The organism is Frigoriflavimonas asaccharolytica (assembly GCF_013294015.1).
GTDB classification, from domain to species: Bacteria; Bacteroidota; Bacteroidia; order Flavobacteriales; family Weeksellaceae; genus Frigoriflavimonas; species Frigoriflavimonas asaccharolytica.
In genome coordinates, this window is record NZ_JABSNO010000026.1 from 1 (window position 1) to 20,817 (window position 20,817).

The 20,817-nt window shown below is 33.1% G+C and carries 21 protein-coding genes; 5 read left to right on the top strand and 16 right to left on the bottom strand.

Annotated elements, in window-relative coordinates:
- From HNQ03_RS13540 to HNQ03_RS13600, 13 genes are all read right to left on the bottom strand, one after another.
- A partial coding sequence (locus tag HNQ03_RS13540) for an RHS repeat-associated core domain-containing protein (protein WP_173780232.1) occupies positions 1–571 on the bottom strand: 571 nt, incomplete at its 3' end.
- Between the two features lie 116 nt (positions 572–687).
- Entirely contained in the window at positions 688–975 is a 288-nt protein-coding gene (locus HNQ03_RS13545; protein ID WP_173780233.1) for a hypothetical protein, read from the bottom strand.
- 50 nt (positions 976–1,025) lie between these two features.
- Complete coding sequence (locus HNQ03_RS13550; RefSeq protein WP_173780234.1) at positions 1,026–1,460, bottom strand: hypothetical protein; 435 nt, start codon at positions 1,458–1,460, stop codon at positions 1,026–1,028.
- A complete protein-coding gene (locus HNQ03_RS13555) occupies positions 1,447–2,766 on the bottom strand; it encodes an RHS repeat domain-containing protein (protein ID WP_226927521.1) in 1,320 nt (439 codons plus the stop codon). The genes HNQ03_RS13550 and HNQ03_RS13555 overlap by 14 nt, the downstream gene beginning before the upstream one ends.
- A gap of 142 nt (positions 2,767–2,908) precedes the next feature.
- Positions 2,909–3,703: a haloacid dehalogenase type II gene (locus HNQ03_RS13560; protein WP_173780235.1), complete on the bottom strand. Its 795-nt coding sequence runs from the start codon at positions 3,701–3,703 to the stop codon at positions 2,909–2,911.
- A 64-nt stretch (positions 3,704–3,767) separates the two neighbouring features.
- Entirely contained in the window at positions 3,768–4,325 is a 558-nt protein-coding gene (locus tag HNQ03_RS13565) for a carboxymuconolactone decarboxylase family protein (protein ID WP_173780236.1), read from the bottom strand.
- Between the two features lie 10 nt (positions 4,326–4,335).
- A complete protein-coding gene (locus tag HNQ03_RS13570; RefSeq protein ID WP_226927522.1) occupies positions 4,336–4,764 on the bottom strand; it encodes a hypothetical protein in 429 nt (142 codons plus the stop codon).
- Positions 4,765–4,827: 63 nt separating this feature from the next.
- Positions 4,828–5,391, bottom strand: a complete 564-nt coding sequence (locus HNQ03_RS13575) for a TetR/AcrR family transcriptional regulator (protein WP_173780238.1) — start codon at positions 5,389–5,391, stop codon at positions 4,828–4,830.
- A gap of 113 nt (positions 5,392–5,504) precedes the next feature.
- A complete protein-coding gene (locus HNQ03_RS13580; protein WP_173780239.1) occupies positions 5,505–6,563 on the bottom strand; it encodes an ArsO family NAD(P)H-dependent flavin-containing monooxygenase in 1,059 nt (352 codons plus the stop codon).
- Positions 6,544–7,590, bottom strand: coding sequence for an ACR3 family arsenite efflux transporter (gene arsB, locus HNQ03_RS13585; RefSeq protein WP_173780240.1), 1,047 nt, complete (start codon positions 7,588–7,590; stop codon positions 6,544–6,546). Before arsB ends, HNQ03_RS13580 begins: the two co-directional genes overlap by 20 nt.
- Before the next feature lies 1 nt (position 7,591).
- Complete coding sequence (locus HNQ03_RS13590; protein ID WP_173780241.1) at positions 7,592–8,221, bottom strand: arsenate-mycothiol transferase ArsC; 630 nt, start codon at positions 8,219–8,221, stop codon at positions 7,592–7,594.
- 16 nt (positions 8,222–8,237) lie between these two features.
- A complete protein-coding gene (locus tag HNQ03_RS13595; protein WP_173780242.1) occupies positions 8,238–8,702 on the bottom strand; it encodes a DUF6428 family protein in 465 nt (154 codons plus the stop codon).
- Positions 8,703–8,742: 40 nt separating this feature from the next.
- Positions 8,743–9,072 carry an ArsR/SmtB family transcription factor gene (locus HNQ03_RS13600; protein WP_173780243.1) on the bottom strand — a complete coding sequence of 110 codons (330 nt, stop codon included), beginning with the start codon at positions 9,070–9,072 and terminating at the stop codon, positions 8,743–8,745.
- Between the two features lie 297 nt (positions 9,073–9,369).
- On the opposite strand from HNQ03_RS13600, the gene HNQ03_RS13605 reads away from it, so the two are divergent.
- The 4 genes from HNQ03_RS13605 (at position 9,370) to nhaA (ending at position 13,525) form a co-directional block, all read left to right on the top strand.
- On the top strand, positions 9,370–9,672 hold the full coding sequence (locus HNQ03_RS13605; RefSeq protein ID WP_226927523.1) for a hypothetical protein: 303 nt from the start codon (positions 9,370–9,372) through the stop codon (positions 9,670–9,672).
- 140 nt (positions 9,673–9,812) lie between these two features.
- On the top strand, positions 9,813–11,411 hold the full coding sequence (locus HNQ03_RS13610) for a SulP family inorganic anion transporter (protein ID WP_173780244.1): 1,599 nt from the start codon (positions 9,813–9,815) through the stop codon (positions 11,409–11,411).
- A gap of 46 nt (positions 11,412–11,457) precedes the next feature.
- Positions 11,458–12,093 carry a carbonic anhydrase family protein gene (locus HNQ03_RS13615; protein WP_173780245.1) on the top strand — a complete coding sequence of 212 codons (636 nt, stop codon included), beginning with the start codon at positions 11,458–11,460 and terminating at the stop codon, positions 12,091–12,093.
- Positions 12,094–12,196: 103 nt separating this feature from the next.
- Positions 12,197–13,525: a Na+/H+ antiporter NhaA gene (gene nhaA / locus HNQ03_RS13620; protein WP_173780246.1), complete on the top strand. Its 1,329-nt coding sequence runs from the start codon at positions 12,197–12,199 to the stop codon at positions 13,523–13,525.
- A gap of 4 nt (positions 13,526–13,529) precedes the next feature.
- Here the strand turns inward: nhaA and argS are convergent, their stop codons facing one another.
- The 3 genes from argS to HNQ03_RS13635 form a co-directional block, all read right to left on the bottom strand.
- Positions 13,530–15,293 (bottom strand): arginine--tRNA ligase, encoded by a 1,764-nt coding sequence (gene argS / locus HNQ03_RS13625; protein ID WP_173780247.1) that lies wholly within the window; start codon positions 15,291–15,293, stop codon positions 13,530–13,532.
- 93 nt (positions 15,294–15,386) lie between these two features.
- Positions 15,387–17,006 (bottom strand): SusD/RagB family nutrient-binding outer membrane lipoprotein, encoded by a 1,620-nt coding sequence (locus HNQ03_RS13630; protein ID WP_173780248.1) that lies wholly within the window; start codon positions 17,004–17,006, stop codon positions 15,387–15,389.
- Positions 17,007–17,016: 10 nt separating this feature from the next.
- A complete protein-coding gene (locus HNQ03_RS13635) occupies positions 17,017–20,004 on the bottom strand; it encodes a TonB-dependent receptor plug domain-containing protein (RefSeq protein ID WP_173780249.1) in 2,988 nt (995 codons plus the stop codon).
- A gap of 129 nt (positions 20,005–20,133) precedes the next feature.
- Between HNQ03_RS13635 and HNQ03_RS13640 the strand changes: the two genes are divergently transcribed.
- On the top strand, positions 20,134–20,718 hold the full coding sequence (locus tag HNQ03_RS13640; protein ID WP_173780250.1) for a ribonuclease HII: 585 nt from the start codon (positions 20,134–20,136) through the stop codon (positions 20,716–20,718).
- The last annotated feature ends 99 nt before the right edge of the window (positions 20,719–20,817 follow it).

The window sequence follows — 20,817 nt, forward strand, 5'->3', positions numbered from 1 at the left end:
TAATATTTAAATTAATTACGTCAGGAACAATTTTTCTGGCAATGCTACTATTCCAGGCATCAGATTTCAAAATCTTCGAAATTGTGCTCTCGGGTGCTTTTATAGCGACTTCAGCAATATCGCCAACTCTACCACTTTCAAGTGGCATTCCACCTCCTGATGAAGAGTCGTCATAAATATTTCCATCTGCTGCATAGGTCAAACTCCCTTCTGTGCCACTTTCGTACTTACATTCTCCTTGTATTCCCTTATCATTTAAATCTTGTTGACTATGAATGTCATCGCGATATTCCATGTTACCTAAAGAATTCTTAAACCAATCTTGATTTTCTCTCCCATCAGGATCAATAAATCTAATCGGGTTATTGTATGCATAAGTATAAGGCGACCAACGGCGAGAAGTTTCCGCGAGCGGATCCACCACTCCCCACCGTCCGATATCGGGCATATACATTCTTGCGCCGTAATCATACATCCCGGTTTCTTGTAATTCCTTGCCGTTGTATTTATAATTAGTATAACTTCCATTTCCAAAGTAGGCATCTTCATCTTCATTTCGAAGGAAACTCATTCCGAAAGGATAATAATCGTTGCTGTCGGTTATTACTAATGGGTTGTTTCCATCTTTTTTGTAGCCTAAACTTACTGAACTTCATTCGCAAATTTCTAAAAAGCCTTCGCTTTTTCTCATTTGTCAAAATGATCTTTATACTGGTAAATATACTCAGAATTTTCGTAATCGTAAAATCCTTCTGCCGTTGGAAAGAACTTAAGTATATTTTGGTAATTTATTGCCTCCAGAAGTTCTGTAAATGCTTCTGGTTCGTAAGCAGTACCACCAGACTCTTGATATACAGCTCCCAAATCTGCACCATTAGAGGAAGCATAATGAAAACCGTCTAGATATTCTGTGGATGAAAGATACATAGTTCCACTTGAATTGGTTATATAGGATTTGCGAAGCTTGGTTAACATTTTTTAATTCCTTTTTATCATACAATGGGCAGCGGGAACGATCAAATTAATTAGTGTTTTTTAGCTTTTATTTTGATATTAGAGTTACTATTTTGATTAAAATTATCAAATAGTCCAATATTTGTTAAATTTGAACATTTTTTTAGATTTTCTATATTAGATGATTGAACTATATCGTAATTGAACTCATTAATAACATAACAACCATTTTCTGCATCGTTATCAACATCAAACAAAATTAATTTAATTTGCTTAGACAAATCTTTTATTAAATAACTTTTATTAGAAATAATTATTAATAAATCTTTTTCACATTCTTTTCTATGATATAAATATTCTCTGTTGAAAGAGCTTTTCATTATTGTATCACCTATTTTAATGTTTTCAAAATTCGTACCATTAACAACAATTTTTACATCTTGACTTTTTAATACTAAAGATATTAATGAAAACATGATAATTAAAATCTTATTATTTTTTGTCATAATGTGAATTTCTTATTGGACTTTGCCCATTGCTAATATTTTTTAATGCTTGGTTGTGATAATATACATTTTCAATGCCAGAACCAATAGATTTATTTACATTATTATTTTTTAAAAAATCTAAGCCATGGTCTAGCATTTCGTGAAAAAAAACTGAACTTGCTGAAGGAACTGTAAATTTACCCTTTTCACTTTCTAATTGAAGAGAACCGATAGTTGATTTGTTCATAACTACATATCCATAACCCATATCAGTTGAATCAAATTTACCTGGTGACCAAAAAAATGCTCCTCCTGAATTACTTACATCTAATTCTACGTCATACATCTTTTCCCACCCTTCTCTTTTGTTTACACCATTTTCTTGAACATAATACTCATTTCCTTTCTCATCTTTCCCCATTACAAAACCTGGCATATTATAGTCTACCGTAAATGAATCTGATTTTTCATTAATCTTTACTTCTATGGTTTTATTCTCATCATTTACAAGCTCTTTCAAACCGTTTATCATTGATAATTGTTCATTATTAAATTTTTTTGAAAGTTTTTTTAGTAATGAGTTTTTATATCCTAGTTCACCTTTTTTATTAAAATAAAATCCATTATTTTCACCGAATTGTTCCGTTATATATCCAAGGATTGTATTTTGAGTTTCCTCATCTGTTGCAATAACTCTTTTGCCGTCTGGATCTTTATAGTAAATTGGATTATTTAAAGTGTAGTTATATGGTGTCGCATAATGATATATAATTGCCAACGGATCCACAACGCCCCATCTTCCGATATCACTCATGTAGAATCTTGCGCCGTAGTCGTACATTCCTGTCTCTTGAAGCTCTTTGCCATTGTACTTATAGTTATATAAACTCGCAGTTCCCACAATGCTTTCTTCATCTCTCGGGATGTTCATCCCAAATGGATAGTAATCATTTTGATCTGTAATTTCTGTAGAATTCCCGTCTTTTCTATAGCTTACTCTTACATTTCCTAAATGATCTTTGTATTGATAAATATACTCATTATTTTTAAAATCATAAAAACCTTCGGCGGTGGGGAAAAATTGTAAAGCAGCGTTGGGTTCTATTTGCAACATATCGTAGATAAAGGCTTCTTGTTCATAAGAAAACTCCATAGGATCTAGTGCATCATAAAATGGTGTTCCTTGAGATTTTAAATAATGAAAACCATCTAAATATTCTGTGACGCTTGCAAATGTTTCATTGTTAGCATTTGCATCATTATAAATCTTACGCAGTTTTGTGCCATCTGCTCGATAGAGAAATTTCTTAAAACAAAAAATCAATTATCGGAATTTGGTAATCAGAACGTTAGATAATTAACTTAGAGATTTTTATTAAATCATAAAAATTTTGTAAGTTGTTGAATTTTAACAAAATAATTCTACAATTTGGTCAATTAATTTAAGATCTATTCTTACAAATGAACTAATATTTCACTAAAATATCTGCTACCTTTTGCAAATCTGATGTGGAAATTTCAGTTTTTGGTGCTAATGGAAATATTTGCTGACCTGGCCTGCTTACAAAGGCTGCACGCCAACCTGCCCACATTGCACCAGCAACATCCCAACCATGGGCTGCAATTAGCATGGCTTCATTGGGTTTTATTCCCATTTTTCTTGCTGCAAAATCATAAGTGTCGCGGAAGGGTTTGAATTTGCCGACATCTTCTACACTTAATCTTTCATCAAAATAATCCGTAAGACCAGCACTTTCAAATTGTTTTTTCACGCCTTCGTTGGATGAATTGGTGAAGGAAACTAATTTATAACCATTTTCTTTTAATTGCTTTAAAGCATTTTTCACCTCTGGATGAGCCGGCAAGCCATGCAGTGCATTTAGCACTGTTTCGCGCGCCTGTTCTTCTGAAATTGTGATATTATTATTTGCCGCTACCATCTGCAAGGCTGCCGCTCCAATGTTTCCAAATCCTTCGTATTGTCCACCAGCAGACATTACTAAAGAATATTGTAGCATCGTAGTGAACCAAAGCGTGAGCAAATCTTCTCTGCCATTTAATGCTTCTCCAATTGGCTTTTTTACTGGTGAAAGATCTAGTAATGTTTCATTTACATCAAAAAATAAAACTTTCGGTCGGGTAGTTTGTTCATTTATCATTGCTTCTTTTTTATTGTTACCAAAAAGCGCATCTGGAAGAATAATTCCAGATGCACTTAAAATTCCGAATTTCTTAATAAAATTCCTTCGGGACTTTTCCATTATTATGTATTAAAGTTAATCTATGCTGATCAATTTTCAGAAGATTTTTTAAATTAATTTTTAATTATACATTGTCTGCAGACCATGCAAATTTTTCAAATGGTTTGTCTACAGGTGTTTTCGCAATATGATTAGTATAGTTGCTGATCACTTTTTGCGATAATCCTAAGATAATTTCTAATACATTTTTCTCATCATATCCTGCAGCATAAAATGCCTGAAGATCTTGTTCTGATACATTGCCACGTTCGCGAACCATTTTTAATGTAAAATCATGCAAGGCTTGTAATTTATCCGTCGTCATTGCGGTACTATTTCTTAAAGCTTCCGTTAAAATTGGGTCTACTTTCATCCCTTTAGCAATAGCAGTGTGTGCTGGAACGCAATAAGTACAACCGTGCTCTACGTTGATTGTCTGCCAAACTACAGTTAATTCTTCTTTATCAAAAGAAGTTTCTGTAAATAATTTGTGCAAGGTTTGGTAAGCTTCAAACAACTGTGGTGAACCAGCTAAAACGCCGTGCAAACCGGGAATCATTCCGTTAGATTTCAACGAACCTTCCAAAAATGGTTTACTTTCTTCTGGTGCAGTTTCTAAAGTGTGAACTTTTAAATTTGTCATAATATTTATTTTAAAGATTTATAATTTGTTTGTTTTTATTTAAGATGATAATATTAATGGCTGAAAATAGAATAATCGCGATTGCGATATAGACTAATAGCATTTTTGGCTCTACACGCAATACATGTTCAGCTACCAATGCGCCGGCCATTGTGAGTAGGCCAAATAAATTCGTTAGCGTTGCCCATTTTCTGAATGGCATTTGAAATAGGGTATTATTTGTTTTTAAACTATAAATGGCCGTTAAAATGTAAGCGATTACTACAGCCGAAATAAGAAAGCCAGTTGAAACTCTAAAAAATGTAGGATCTATGCCCAAAGGTTTCGCCATTTCAATAAAAGCTTTTACAGAAATTTCCCAAGAGGCCAATTTCGATATTGCAAATCTTGAGAGCACTAATCCCATTAGTAAGTTGCTGGTAAATAAGAATTTTTTCATCATGTTTTATTGTATTGCATTATTAATCTAAACTATCGTTTAGTTATTTGTTAAAAAAAAGGTTTAAAGATTTTTAAACACCATTTCTATATAGTCTTCTATTTCTTTCGGACTATTTACTTGTGAAGCCGCAGCAAGACCATGTTTTGCTAACAAAAGAAAATTGGCTTCTTTGATGATTGTTTCTTCGTCCTTTAAGGTATCTATTTTAAGTTTTTCTATAAATTGATCTTTTACATTGGCCATAAAAGCATTCATTTGTTCATTGATGCTTTTTTCTTCTTTTTTAGAAAACTCGTTGTAAGTATTCGTGACTAAACAACCTTTCTGATTACCAATTTCTAAACTGATATTCACCGAATCGTAAAAAAATTGCTTGATGTCTGCAATGCCATTTTTTCCTGCTTGAAACTTTTGAAACATCGAACTCGTTTTCTTTTGATAGCATTTTATGCTTTCTAAAAAAAGTCCGTTTTTATTTCCAAAACTAGAATATATAGAGAATTTATTAATGCCCATTTCTTTTTCAAGCATTTGCATAGAAGTCGCTTCGTACCCATTTTTCCAAAAAACATGCATTGCTTTCTCTACTACTTCTTCTTCAATATATTCTTTTTGGCGAGCCATTTAAATTAATTACTATGCAAAACTAAACAATCGGTTAGATATACGCAAACTTATTTTTACTTATTATTCAAAAAGCCTATTTCAAGCAGCTGAATGATAATATTTAATTAAATTTAGTTTTCGGAAAGCGCAACAATAATTTCTTTTACAGCATCTCTCGCGGTTTTTCCTACGCCATAAATAGTTGCCGAGGCAAAACCTGTCCAATTACCATAACCAATCAACCATAGATTGGGTTCTTTTTTTGATCGTGTTTCTATGGTATCAATTTTACCATTTTCTACGATATTTAAATATTCTAAATGTTTTAAATTGGCACGAAATCCTGTACACCAAATTATAGCATCAAAATTTTCTTTGGTAGCATCCATCCAAATTACGCCTTCATCATAAAATTCTTTAAAAGGTCTTTTAGCGTGAAGCACACCTCTACTTCTCGCCTCTCGTACGCTTTCAATCATCACAACATTAGATAAAGAAACGCTAAAATTTGGGTTGGGTTGCTCGTCTGCTTTGCCAAGATATTTCTGAGTAGCTTCATTAAAAAGGTAGCGCCCATCTATTTCATCTGGCAAATAGTGAGGTTCTTCTAATGTTACCCATTTAGCATCTGCAACTTTAGAAACTTCCGCTAATAACTGTGCCCCAGAATTGCCACCGCCCACAATTAAAACCTTTTTACCTATTAAATCATTTGAATTTTTATACTCAGAAGAATGCATCTGTATTCCTGTGTACTTTTCTTGGCTTGGATATGCAGGAATAAATGGATTTTTGGCTGTTCCTGTAGCACTTGCTAGTGTTCGGGAATAAAAGACACCTTCAGAACTTTCGATTTTAAATAATTGATTTTCCTTTTCAACATTAAAAACCGTAGTGTTCCTCTTTATCGGAAAATCATACCGCAATTCATAATTAAATAAATAGCTAATAAATTCAGTTTTTGTAGGATATTCTGCCGCTGTTTTAGGCATTCTCCAGCCAGATAATGAGCTGTAATCAGCAGGCGAAAATAATTTTAAACTATCCCAAGTTTGCTGCCAAGAACCTCCTGCATTTTTTTGATCATCTAAAATTAAAAAATCAATTTTACTCCGTCGAAGAAAATAACCCATAGACAAACCTGCCTGTCCGCCACCAATAACTATAACATCATAAACTTTCTTTTCCATAGTATTTATTTTTTAACCAAAATGAAACGCGCACTAAAAGTATTAAGGCTGGAACTTCTACCAACGGACCAATCACACCAGCGAAAGCCTGCCCAGAATTTAACCCAAAAACTGCGATAGCTACAGCAATTGCCAATTCAAAATTGTTTCCAGCAGCAGTAAAAGCTACAGCTGCAGTTTTATCGTATTCTGCACCACTGGCTTTGGTAACGAAAAACCCAATGATAAACATTAGTGAAAAATAAATTAAAAGAGGTACCGCAATAATGAGAACATCCATTGGAATTTCTACGATCAATTCCCCTTTTAAAGAAAACATAATTACGATTGTAAATAAAAGAGCAATTAAAGTAATGGGCGAAATTGCTGGAATAAATTTTTCTGTATACCATTTTTCACCTTTTAACCTAACTAAAATTAATCGGCTTAAAATTCCCAAAGCAAAAGGAATTCCTAAATAAATAGCTACACTTTCAGCAATTGTTCCGATAGAAATATCCACAATAGCGCCTTCAAATCCAAAATAAGGTGGCAAAACAGTGATGAAAATCCAGGCGTAAAAACTGTACGCAAAAACTTGAAAAATACTATTTAATGCAACTAGACCTGCGCCGTATTCTTTGCTACCATCCGCCAAATCATTCCAGACTAAAACCATTGCAATGCAACGTGCTAAGCCAATCAAAATTAAACCAACCATATATTCGGGGTAATCCCGTAGAAATATAATGGCTAAAAAAAACATTAAAATGGGACCAACTATCCAATTTAAAACTAAAGAGATGGAAAGTATTTTTGTGTTCTTGAATACCTTTGGTAAAAGCGCGAAATTCACTTTTGCTAAAGGCGGATACATCATTAAAATTAAACCAATTGCGATAGGAATATTGGTGGTTCCTGTGCTAAAAGTATTAATTACGCTTGGAAATGAAGGAATAAAATATCCAATCCCGATGCCGATTGCCATGGCTACTAAAATCCATAACGTAAGATTTTTATCAAGGAAACTTAATTTTTTTGTAGCCATTTTAGAATTTAATTTTAGAAAATACATACTTCATTTCGGTTGCGATTTGCAAACTTCTCTCTTCGTACTTTTCGGTTTGCTGGGAAGTACCATCAAATAATTTTGGATCTTCATAGGTAATAGCAATTCGTTTTTCTGCACCAGCTACATTGGGGCATGCTTCGTCTGCAGAATTACAAGTCAATATAGCGGCAAAAGCAGTTTTAGGATTAAAATCATCATTAAATTTTTTTGAAAAACCTATGATTGGATGTTCGTTCTGGCCAAACTTAATACTGTAGACAGGATTATTTTGATTTGAAAGTTTTTCAATTTTAAACCCTGAATTTCTCAACCTTTCTACTATCGTAGGAAAAAGCGCTGTCTCTTCTGTACCGCCAGAATAGCATGTCACATTATTGAGTTTGAAATAATACGCCATCGTTTGTGCCCAAACCTGTGCTAAATGACTTCTACGCGAATTATGTGTACAAATAAAATTTAACCGAATTTGTTCTTCATCGTCTTGTTTTAGTTGAATGAAATCTACTAAATCTTGAAGAATTAATTTTCTTTCTGTAGAAATCAACTCAACATTTAAACTTTGAATTACGCTACTAATTTCTGGAAAACCATTTATATTAAAATTCATCTTTACAAGTATTTAGTTAGCAACATCCGCTTGCACGCTCACAACTTTGCCCTTGTGGTGCTAAAGTGACAAATCCTTCCGTTTCTGTCGGAATTCCGCATTGGTCTTTTGCTAAACAATCTGTCTGTTTATTAATTAAAAGAAAGTTTTGCCCATCAAACTCTAACCCGAATTTCTGAATGGTTTCGCCTTGATATTCCACTTCAATTTCGCTATTTTTAATATCTAAAACTTTTTCAGAAAGTTCAATAATTTTTAATAATTTTTCTGGATGAAGTCTGTGATCGTAATCATTTGCATTCCACAATTGGAAATTCACAACTTCTTCTTTTCTTTCTGTGCCACCACAATCGATAAAATGCTTGGTGATTTTACCCACTTCCGTCACATGAAAATGATTGGGTACCAAACTTCCATTTGGTAATTTGAAGGCAATATTTTTTAAGCCTATTAATTGATCTTTTACATTTGATAATGTCATAATATGTATATTTTTTTGTGGTTAATTTTAAGCAGCTATTTTAGCAACACTCTTTTGCAGATATATCTTGATTTAAAAATTGAGTCATTAAAAGTTTCATTTCGGTCCATTTTTCCGCATCAATGCAATAGCAAACGCTTGTTCCTTCTACATTTCCTTTTATTAAACCTAAATTTTTTAATTCTTTTAAATGTTGTGAAATAGTTGGCTGAGCCAGTCCTATCTCACTTACCAAATCGCCACAAATGCAAGTATTAATTTTAAAAAGATGCTGCAAAATAGCAACTCTGGCGGGATTGCCTAAAACTTTGGCGTATTGCGAAATTTCGTTTTGTTCTTCAGTAAATATTTCAGTCTTAGATAAACCCATGCTTTTGATTTGTTTATTGCAATATTACGATTAATAAATTTGATATAAAAATAAAACTATAATATTATTAGAATTAATGATTTACTCACAACAAAATTACGTAATAATGAACGTCATGTGGAGAAATAAAAATATAATGTTTACTTTTCGCACCTGATAAATCGCTTATTGATTCTACATTTATTAAGTTATTCTCTGAACTTAAATCAAAGTTACTTTATTTATTAACAGTTTATTATTGCTTAATTACAATATATTTAACATATATTTAATTAAAAATACTTATTTTTGCAAGGTATGATGAAAATAGGGAGTCTTATTTCTCTTTTAATTTTTTTAAATTTTACAGCTTTGCCTACAATTGCTGGTTTTTTCTCGTGGGATTTACCATCAAGCAATTTGATAATAAGTGAAGAAGAAACTTCTCATGCTCCATTAGTAATCAACGAAAAATCTTTACCAAAAATTATAAATGTTCACGATTTTATAAATTTTTTGGCTTTTGAATCCGAAAGAAAAATTTCTTTCGTCATAGATGATTCCAATCATCTTCCTATTTACTTTAAAGTACCTTCTCCCCCTCCAGATTTTTTAATTTAATTATTGAAGAAAATCTACCTATTCACAATTTTTATAGAAAAATTGTGCTCTAGTGCTGATTTAAATATTAAATTTTAAACAATGTAAAATATCCATTGCAAATAAATGCTGGCGTTTTACAAAAAAAATCTTATAAAAAAGTGAAAAAAGTAAAATCATTATTTTCAAATATTCAGGAAAATTTCCCATCTGGTGTCGTTGTATTTTTAGTAGCATTACCGCTATGTTTAGGTATTGCTTTGGCATCTGGAGCACCACCATTATCGGGTATTATAGCTGGAATAGTCGGTGGTTTAGTCATCGGTTATTTATCCAACTCTGCCATTTCAGTTTCTGGTCCTGCAGCTGGTTTAGCAGCAATTGTATTAGTAGGAATAGCAGATTTAGGTAGTTTTGAATTATTTTTAGCCGCAGGATTAATTGCCGGTGTTTTACAAATAATATTAGGCTTTATACGCGCCGGAAGTTTATCCAATTATTTCCCAAATAATGTAATAGAGGGAATGCTTGCCGGAATTGGCGTCATAATTATTTTAAAACAAATACCGCATGCATTAGGATATGATGCAGATTTTGAAGGAAGCACAAATCTTTTTGGAGAAAGTTTTAATCTTGGTGAATACCTCACAACACTTTCAAATTCTGTGAGTTTTGGGGCCATCATCATAACTGCAATTTCCTTGATCATATTAATTGGTTGGGATAAAATTCCTCAGCTCAAAAAATTAAAATTACTACCTTCAGCTTTGGTTGCTGTAATTTTAGGAATTGCAATCAATCAAGTTTTTATATCAACTGGAAGTAGTTTGGCCATTTCTGCAGAGCATTTGGTGAAATTACCAGTACCTCAAAGTGCAGAAGATTTCAAAAATTTGATCGTTTTTCCAGATTTTGCAGGGTTTTTAAATCCAAAAGTATGGGTGATTGGAGGTACTATTGCAATTGTAGCATCAATAGAAACTCTTTTATGTATTGAAGCATCTGATAAATTAGACGAAAGAAGAAGAATTACGGATACCAATTTAGAATTAAAAGCACAAGGTATTGGGAATTTAATAAGCGCAATGATTGGTGGTTTGCCAATAACATCTGTGGTCGTAAGATCTTCTGCAAATGCTTCTGCTGGTGCAACTACAAAATTATCTGCTATTATCCACGGTGCTCTTTTGTTAATTTGCGTATTGTCTATACCGTTCATTATCAATATGGTTCCATTGGCAACATTGGCAGCAGTTTTATTGGTAGTTGGGTACAAATTGGCAAGTCCAGCTAAATTAAAAAAATTCTGGGCAAAAGGTAAGTATCAATTTATTCCATTTATTGCAACGGTAGTAGCTGTTGTTGGTTTAGACCTTTTAAAAGGTGTAGGAATAGGATTAGCCATTTCTATTTTGTATATTTTGCAAGGGAATATGAAGCGTGCCTATTATTTCAGTAAAGAAGAATTGGATGATGCAGACGAAATAAACATCAAATTATCTGAGGAAGTTTCTTTCTTAAATAAAGCAGCCATCAAGAAAACCTTGAAAAACATAAAACCAAATTCCAAAGTTACTATTGATGCAAAAGGCACTTCCTACATTACGCAGGATGTTTTGGAAATGATACAAGATTTTGCCAATATGAGGGCAAAAGAAGAGGATATTGATGTAGAATTGATAGGTTTTAAAACCTCGTACAGAGATTATGAAACAGATCAGCATTCACACATTAGCATTGATCACAGAAGAGCAATGTAACCTTAAACAAATTAAAATAATTCAATTAATAATAAAATAAATTTATATGAAAGCACATACTTTAGAAACACAATCTACCATCTCTCCACAGAAAGCCCTTCAATTTTTAAAAGAAGGAAATGAAAGATTTGTAAATAACCTAAAAATGAACAGAAATTTGCTGGAACAAGTGAATGACACAAGAGCAGGGCAGTTTCCTTTTGCAGTGATTTTAAGTTGTATCGACAGCAGAACTTCTGCAGAGTTGATTTTTGATCAAGGTTTGGGAGATATTTTCAGCGTAAGAATTGCTGGAAATTTTTCTAATGAAGATATTCTTGGATCTATGGAATTTGCATGTAAAGTAGCAGGTTCTAAATTGGTTTTAGTTTTGGGCCACACAAAATGTGGAGCTTTAAAAGGTGGTTTGGATGCTTCTGCAGTAGATACTTTAGGTTTAGCGAATCTTTCTAGATTAGTTCATCATTTTGATCCTTGCATAAAAGAAATTATTAAAGATGGTGAAGAAAGATCTTCATCCAACGAATCTTTATTGGATAGATTAACAGTGAAAAACATCATGAAAACTAAAGAAGACATCCGAAAAAATAGCCCAGTTTTAAATAAAATGGAACAAGATGGAGAAATAATAATCGCAGGAGCCAATTACGATGTAGAAACTGGCGAAGTTGATTGGATTTAATTTAAATTTTTTCTTCATTAAAAATACATTACCAAATTTTTTAATTAAAGTTTGGTAATTTTTTATCTATCCTATCGTAATTTCAATCGCAAAAAATAAAGTTATGGAACCAAAAATAATAAAACTCGTACAAAAACCCTTCAATAAGTTTTTTCAATTGGAAGCTGCAGGAGGTTTGCTCCTAATTTTTGCGGTTCTCATTGCTATGATATTTGCAAATACAGCGTACTCCACAGAATACCTAAATTTTTGGCAAAAAGATTTAACGATTGGTTTGGAAGATTTTCAATTAAAAAAACCATTACAACTTTGGATCAATGATGGATTGATGGCCGTCTTTTTTTTCTTGATTGGTTTAGAAATACGCAGAGAAATGCTGATTGGCGAATTGCAAAGCATCAAACAAGCTGCACTTCCTATTTTTGCAGCCATTGGTGGTATTGTAGTTCCTGTTGTATGTTTTTTATTTTTGATAAAAGGCGACGTAGAATACAATGGATGGGGAATTGTGATGGCTACAGACATTGCTTTGGCAATCGGAATTTTGAAATTATTGGGCAATAAAATTCCACAAGGTTTAAAGGTATTTCTTGTAGCATTTGCCATTATAGATGATATCGGAGCTATTCTGGTAATCGCGCTTTTCTATAGTGAAAATATTTCCATCAGCTATTTGTACTATGCTATTCCACTTTTATTACTGCTTTTTATAATGATGAAATATAAATTTTTCAATAAATATATTTTCGCATTTGTTTCTGTAGTTGTTTGGGTTTTATTTGTGAAAGCGCACATCCATCCTACTATTGCGGGAGTTTTGCTTGCATTTTGTGTACCTGCTTATTCTTCTTTAGATGTGAAAAATTATTTAAAAGAAATTGCAATTAATGTAAATGATTTTAACCAAGAAAATAATGGATCTGATATTTTAAATCCCGTTCAATATGAAGAAATTGATGCCATTTCTGAAATCACAAAAAAAGTGCAACCACCTTTGCAAAATTGGGAGCATCGTTTGCATGGCATTGTCGCCTACGTTATTTTGCCCATTTTCGCGTTAGCAAATGCCGGAGTTCCTGTTTTAAATGAAATCGGCGAGTTTTCCTTCACGCAATTAAGTTTTAGTATTGCGGCTTCACTTTTAATTGGAGCTTCTGCGGGAATAATGCTTTTTTCTTGGTTGGCTCTAAAATTTGGCTGGGCAAGTCTGCCAGAAAACGTAAGCTTCAAACATATAATAGGCGTCAGTTTTCTGGGCGGAGTTGGTTTCACCATGTCCATATTTATCAGCACACTCGCTTTTGATGATATTGCATTGCAGTCAGGAAGCAAAATTGGCATTCTGGTAGGTTCTACAATTGCAGGTATTGCTGGATATTTATTTCTGAGATTTGGCGCAAATTCTGAAATTATTTCTAAAGAAAAAAACTAGAATCTTACATTCTGTCTACGGTTTGAATTCCTAAAAGATCTAAACATTTCTTGATGGTTTCTGCTGTCAATTTAGAAATATGAAGACGGAAATTGATGATGTTTTCATCTTCTTGATTCAAAATAGGATTGTTTTGATAGAATGCATTATACGTTTTCACCACTTCATATATATAATTTGCCACCAATGCTGGACTAAGATTTTCTGCAGCTTTCTCCAAAACTTCTTTATAGTTGGAAAGTAATATGGCTAAATTTTTCTCGAAAATATTCAATTGATAATTTTCTGGAAAAGCCGTGATTTCTCTGTCAGATTTTTTCAGTAAAGATTGTATTCTCGCAAATGTATATTGCACAAAAGGACCTGTATTACCATTAAAATCTACACTTTCCGCAGGATTAAAGAGAATTTTTTTCTTTGGATCTATTTTTAATATAAAATATTTCAACGCTCCCAAACCTACTCTTTCGTAAGATTTTTCTTTGTCAGCAATTTCCAAAGTATCTAGTTTTCCTAGTTCTTCGGCTTTTTCTTTTGCAGTTTGCACCATTTCTTGCATCAAATCGTCTGCATCTACTACAGTTCCTTCTCGGCTTTTCATTTTTCCTTCTGGCAATTCTACCATTCCGTAGGAAAGGTGAAAAAGATTTTCTGCCCAAGAATAACCTAATTTTTTCAAGATCAAAAACAAAACTTGGAAGTGATATTCTTGCTCGTTTCCAACGGTATAGATTAATTTTTTATAAATTTTACTGTTAAAACGTTCTACGGCAGTTCCCAAATCTTGCGTCATGTAAACCGATGTTCCGTCTGAACGCAGCAATAATTTTTGATCCAAACCTTCTTCCGTAAGATCGCACCAGATGGAACCATCTTCTTTTCGGTAGAGAATTTTATCGGCTAAACCTTTTTGAATGATATCTTTTCCTAGAATATAGGTATCACTTTCGTACAAAACCTCATCAAAATCAACACCCATTGTATCAAAAGTCTCTTGGAAACCTGCATAAACCCAAGAGTTCATGGTTTCCCAAAGTAGGCGAACTTCCGCATCTCCTTTTTCCCAATCTAAAAGCATTTTTTGAGCTTCTAAAAAAATCGGTGCTTCTTTCTTTGCAGTTTCCTCATCTTTACCATTTGCAATAAGATCAGCAATTTCTTTCTTATATTCTTGGTCGAATTTCACATAATATTTTCCCACCAAATGATCTCCTTTTTCGCCGGTAGATTGTGGTGTTTCTCCATTTCCAAATTTTTGCCAAGCAACCATAGATTTACAGATATGAATACCTCTATCGTTGATGATTTGAGTTTTCACAACATCATAACCAGCTTCTTTCAAAATTTTTGCGATAGAAAATCCAAGTAGATTGTTTCTCACATGCCCAAGATGTAAAGGTTTGTTGGTATTTGGTGAGCAATATTCTACCATTACAGATTCCTTTTTGTCTTCAATCTTATTTAATTGCTCTTCGGAATGTTTTAAATTATCAACAAAAAATTGACTGTTGATAATAATATTCAAAAAACCTTTTACCACATTGTAGCTTTGTACAAAATTACCGTGCGTTGTAAGTGCAGCTCCCAATTCTTGGCCAATCAACTCTGGATTTTTCTTTAATAACTTCACCAAAGGAAACGTAACGATGGTAAAATCTCCTTCAAACTCGGTCTTATTATCTTGAATTTCCAAAATTACTTCTGGAATTTGATATTGAGTAAGAATTATTTCTTGAATTAACTGCTGTATATTTTGCTTAATGTTCATGATAGTCGGTAATTAATTTGCAAATATAAGGAATAAAAAAAACCGCCCGTAAATAAATACAGGCGGTTTGATAATTAATTAAAATCTAATGATTTATTGATTCCAGAATGGCGTGAATGCATTCTTAACAAATACATCTGCACTTGTAACATTCGGTACATTGGAAGAATTGGCTACAAACTCAGAAACTGGGTAAACCAATCTGTAAGGTTTATTTGCTTTGGTAGTTGTAACAGCCAAGGGAGTATAAGGATATCCTGTTTTATTATAATTAATAAAAGACTGAATTGGATTGATGCTTGTATTAGCAATCCAAGCTTGCGTCATGATAGCTTCTAATTTTTGAGCATTAGAACCTGTCCAACCAAGACCTGCTCTTGTATTAGCAGATGTAATATAAGCTGCAGATCCTGTAGCTCCAAGATAAGTAAAACTTGCGGTAATACCAGATTCAAAATTCCCTTGTGCATTAGAGAAATATGTTGGGAATGTAAGCGCTGCTTCTGCTAGCATAAATTTAATCTCTGAAAGAGACATAATAACTCCGGATTTAGACGAACCCGCTGCTACAGTAGCTGCACTGCTACCTGTATTAGGTTCACCAGTAATACCTAGTCCAATTCTTGAAACAGGATTACTTCCCGATTGAGGAGCACCTGGCTCACCAGATAAAGCACCTTGTCTTACACCTTTTAGAGCACCACTTACGGTAGTCCATAATCTAGATCTTCTAGGATCTACCAATCCTGTATATTTATCATAGATATTTGTAGGATTTCCTGGAAGAACAAGTCCAGCTCCTGGATTTCCGTTCAAAGCGTTTGCTTGATGCTCAGAAACTGTAACTGCTTGACCAACTCTACTTCCCGCAGAAGTTCTGATGTACGTACCATAAAATGGATTTTGTTGCGTATCTGTAGAACTATTGTAACCTGGGTTTATTTTTACGTCTGCACTGATAAAGGTAGCACTAGAAAGTCCCGCCAATTTAGCATTTCTGTATGTTGCTTCCGCTCCAGTAAGTTTGCTCATTCTCATTAAATATCTTAATTTAACGGTATTTGCAAAACTTCTCCAGTCTGCCATTACACCACTAAACACAGGATCTGTACCTGCAGTAAGTGCTATTGCATTAGCATTTACACCATCAATAAGCGCAATTGCTTTTTCTAGATCTTCAATTTCTGTATGGTATATTGCTACATCATCATCATATTTTGGAGTTAGATTCGTTTGATATTTAAATGCATCTGATAATGGTGCATCTCCATAAAGATCTACAATTGTCTGCATGTAGAATGCTTTCATGATCTTTGATGTCGCTACATAGTTATCTTGAGCACCATTTGCATTAGGATATTCTTCAATTAATTTGTAGTTACCCATACTTCTATATAATCCATCCCAAATTGCATTGTAGAAAGAGTTGTCTACAGAATTAAGATTAAATTCTCTCACATAAGGAGAGCCATATACATAAGAATTTCCTGCCCAACCATTCATCATCAAGTTTCCAAAGATGTTCAAGTTGTTTGCTTGTGTTCTATACAATTGTGTAGTTGCTCCTAAAAAAAGCAAATCTGGACTTACCTCTTCAATATGAATATTGTTTGGGTTCTCATTAATATCAAGATATCTATCGCAAGATGCAAGCAACAATACTGAACCAAGCAGTAGTGTATTTCTTAAAGTTTTATAATATTTATTTTTCATTGTAATTTTATTAGAAAGTTAAGTTTACGTTAAATCCGAAACTTCTGTAATTTGGATATTGTCCATCTCCAGCTACACCACCAGCTTGACCGTTAGAGCTTGCTGTTTCGGGATCGTTATAGTTTTCGTTATTATCTGCATAGAAAAAGAATGGATTTCTAGCATATACTCCAAAACTTGCAGAGGTAATGAATGTGCTGCTCAATACTGTTTTTGGCACAGAGTACGTCATAGAAAGTTCTCTAATTTTGAATGCTGTTCCGTCTACTAATAAATTTTCTGGAGCATTTCTACCAGATCCAGTCCAATAAGAAGTAGCACCACTATAATCTGGACTATTTCCTGTAGCTGTAGTATTTGCTACATAAACTGGGTTGGCTGCTGTACCTACATTTTGTACAGATCCTGGGATTACATATCCTTGGCTTCTGTCGTAATCTGCAGTTTCGTTTGCTGCACCTGTGAATAAAAGTAATCTTTTAGTTAAAGAGATAAAACTAGAACCATGTCTGTAATCTGCAGTACCTGCAAATGTAAAGTTTTTCACTCTTACACTCATATTAAAGCCCAATGTATAATCTGGTGTTGCATTTCCTAATACTTCTAATGTAGAAGTAGAAAGTGGATTTCCAGAAGCATCTACAATAATGTTCCCATTAGGATCTCTTTGGAATTTTGTTCCTTTTATTTTTGGAAATCTTTCTCCTTTTATCGCAAAAATACCAACTGCAGGTGTAGAATAACTCAACAAGTTTATTTCATCTATTCCTTCTGGTAAATCTTCAACGATAGTTTCTGATCTGGAGTAGAAACCTCTCATGTTTACTTCAAAATCTCTACTTTTTATTGGTGTAATTCCCAAATCTGCTTCGTAGGTATTATTTCTAAGTTCACCAAAATTATTTTGCAAACTAGATAAACCTGAAGCTGAAGATGCAGTAGCTCTTGTAATTAAATCTTTTGTATCTACACGAGAGTAGCTACCACCAAGGGTAATTCTATCTCTGAAAAATCCTAAGGCAATAGATGCTTCTTTACTTATTACTTTTTCTCTTTGGATGTTTTCAGATGTAGGAGATTGGTTTGCTATATAAGAAGAATTTGAACCGAATGGAAATCCTGTTGGAAATACTCCAATTTGATCTGTAGCATACGGATTTAATGGTGCATTACCAATATTAGCATAAGAAATAGATAATTTTGCATAATTCAAAATATCTCCTTTCAAACTAGCAAAAGCGTTTGTAGGTATAAAGTTCATACCTGCAGAGAAATAATCGTAATCTCTAACTTCTTGTATTCCTGTATCTGTAGGTCTTACAGACAATACAGAATTGTATTCTTTACGGTAAGTACCATTTACGTACAAATAATTTTTGTAAGATAAATCTACGTTTCCTAAAAGAGAGAAACTTCTAGATCTTATCGTCGTATTATTAAGTTGGTAAGCTGGATATGGACTTAAAACATTGTTTATATTGTAGAAACCTGGAGTTTTCAATTGCTCTCCACCTACAGAATTAATGTTGAAATCACGATCTTGATTGTTAAAACCAACATTTGCTTTCAAGTTAATATCACTTGTTAAGTCAAAATTAAAGTTGGTAAGAAAATCACCATAGAAGTTGCTAGATCTACTTGTACTTTGATTAAAAAATGAAACTACATCACCTGTTCCATAATCAGAAAAGATAGTACCATCTAAACCAGTTCCATTTGGATAAACTCTTGAAAATTGAAATCCGTTATTATAGCTTAAAGATGTTGTCTGAGTATTTTGCAAACTTCCACGATACGTGAAGTTAATGTTTTTCGTCAAATCATATTGTAATCCTATAACTGCTGATAAAAAGTTACTCTTGTTGTTGTATCTTTCATTATCTGTAGTCCAATATGGATTTAAAGCGTATATAGAATAATTTCCTTCAAGTTGGCTGTTTCTATAATTTCTAATATCGATATTAGAAGGCATTTGTATCATCTCACTGTAGAGATCATGGCTTGTTTCTGTAGAATTTTTGAAGATATAATTAAAATCTCCATCTATTTTAAATTTTCCATAACGCTTACCTGCTTTAAATAAGAAAGAGTTTTTCAAAGATTGATCTCCTTCTACGATAAATTCATTGGTAGTTCTATTTAAATTAAGGTATGCATAACTATCTGCACCACCCACATTCATAGAAATTCCATTTTGATAGATTACACCTTCTTTAAAGAAATTTTTAAAGTGATCTTTCACTGGTGAATAAGGCGCTAGAAGAAAGTTACCATCAGCTTGTGGCAAACCAGTAGGAACTAAAGTACCACCAATAGTTGGATCATTGTAAGCTGGTCCCCATGAAGTATTTTCCCAAGGCACAAAATTTGTCCCGTTGTAATCTACACTGCTGAAAGAAGTATCTTGTACACCTTGTCCATATTTCGTCTGAATTTCTGGTAATTTGTACACTGAAGAAATATCTACAGATGAAACAAGATTAAACTGAATTTTTTCGCTTCCAGTTCCTTTTTTTGTAGTCACAATTACTACACCATTCACACCTTGAGAACCGTAAAGTGCAGATCCTTGCAATCCTTTAATTACGTTTATGTTATCAATGGCATCTGGTGGCAGTTGTTGCAGCACTGCTGTAGAAGAAATTACATTATCAATTACGATTAATGCTTGTCCATCTCCCGTAAGAGATCTTGAACCTCTTAAAACAATCCTGCTACTTCCATTTACTCCAACATCAGTATTTGTAATCGTCAAACCAGATACTTTACCCGTTAAGGCTTGTATTGCATCAGGATTTACCGCTTGTGTAAGTTCTTTCGTACCTACTACCTGACTTGCAGCTGTAACAGCGTTCAAGTTTTTTTTAATTCCGAGAGCTCCAGTAATTACTACCTCCTCTATATTTTGGGTTTTCACAGTATCTTTCACTTGTGCACTAAGCATAGAAAAAGATGCGGTAAGAACAACAGCCAAAATACTAGTTGTTAATTTTTTCATATTAATTTTAATTTTTCAATAGACAAATTTGCAAAAGTTTCTTAAATAAAACAATACTTTTGTTAAATAAAAGTTAATTGCAACATAAGATATGGCATTAGTTGTTAAAAATAATTGAGATATACTTAAATGTTAAAGAATAAATTTACAAAAAACCTAGTAGAAGCGGGCTGTGACGAAGCTGGAAGAGGTTGTCTTTGCGGACCAGTGGTTGCCGCCGCAGTGATCATAAATGAGAAATTTATGCATGAATTAATTGATGATTCTAAAAAATTAACCAAAAAAACGAGATTAGAATTAGAAATTTTCATAAAAGAAAACGCAATCGAGTATGCAATTGCAGAAGTTTCTCCAAAATTAATCGATGAGCACAATATATTAAATGCAAGTATTCACGCGATGCACTTGGCTGTAGATCAATTAAAGATTCGTCCAGAATTTATTTTAGTAGATGGCAATAGATTTCATCCTTACCCAGAAATTCCACATCAATGCATCGTAAAAGGTGACGAAAAATTCCTTTCTATAGCTGCAGCTTCCATTTTAGCAAAAAACCATAGAGATAGATTGATGCTCAAATTGCACGAGGAATTCCCCAATTATGGCTGGAATACCAATATGGGATATGCTACAAAAACGCATAGATTAGCCTTAAAGAACTTCGGAATTACAAAGCACCATCGGAAATCCTTTCGATTGAAATATGAAGATTAAGATTTTCTTCAATAATTTTTAAAAATAAAAAATAAAAAAAGTGGAAGCTGCAACTTCCACTTTTTTTAACTTGAGATTTCAGACTTCAAATCTAAAAAA